Annotated in this window: 1 protein-coding gene; it reads right to left on the bottom strand. The window is 33.4% G+C overall.

Going from position 1 to position 910, the window contains the following annotated elements; genetic code table 11:
- A partial coding sequence (locus tag FD33_RS11005; RefSeq protein ID WP_162256992.1) for a transposase occupies positions 1-843 on the bottom strand: 843 nt, incomplete at its 3' end.
- Positions 844-910: the final 67 nt, after the last annotated feature.

The raw sequence follows: 910 nt of genomic DNA, 5'->3' as shown, positions 1-910 counted from the left end.
GTATGCAGGTTTTAATTGACCATTCAGCATGGGATCTTCCTTGACTCTCATAAATGTTGCGTCTTCATCACTTTTAGCATAACTATTTCTTTTATCGAATTTCTTCATCTGTTTTTCGTGTTCAGATTTTTTATCAATACGGTTATCAAGTTTTCGGGAATATGATTTTAATTTTCGGCGTTCTTGTTTATCAGGATTAGGAGATTTTTTAGGATTAGCTTCTATTCTGGCGTTTAAATCTTCAAGATGTAATTCAAGTTTTATTTGTACTTCCTCTAGAGCATCGTCAGAAAGATCCGAAGGATTTTCGACGATACCTAATCGTACCTCGTTTATTTCGGACAATAAGTTTTGAATTTGAGATTTATTCATATCATCGAATCTGATGGTATTCTTTTTCCAAACGAACGAAAATTTATTGGCATCTGCCAATATTTTCGTACCATCAATAAAGGACACTTCATCAATCAGACCATTTTGTTTTAAAACACTAGTTAAATTCGTCAAGCTATCATCAAGTAAAGTTTCAATCTCATCTGAAATTCTAAATCTACATATGGTTCTATATGAGGGAACTTGATATTGTGTAAGCCATCTAGCAACGATATTTTCTTCAGCAAATTCTTCAATCTTTCTGCTAGTCATTACACTGCGAGAGTACGCAAAAAGTATCAATTTTAGCATTGCACGTAAGTCATATTCTCGCGGCCTCCCGCTAGAATAGACTTTTTCAATATTAAGCGATTCGACAAGATCGTTGATAAATCTAGCTGGATGATTTTCTTTTGGTTTGTAATCTAAAGGAATACTTAATGTCATTTGGTCTATGTTATAATTATTCATGGTTTTTGATCTCCTTTTGGAGTGATAAATTTTGGGAAGATGCGTGCGAGGTATCTTCTCTTTTTTT

Origin of the sequence: Companilactobacillus paralimentarius DSM 13238 = JCM 10415 (assembly GCF_001434985.1) — a bacterium.
GTDB lineage: Bacteria > Bacillota > Bacilli > Lactobacillales > Lactobacillaceae > Companilactobacillus > Companilactobacillus paralimentarius.
Note: the sequence above shows the minus strand (reverse complement) of the source record. Positions and strands in the feature narration are given on the sequence as shown.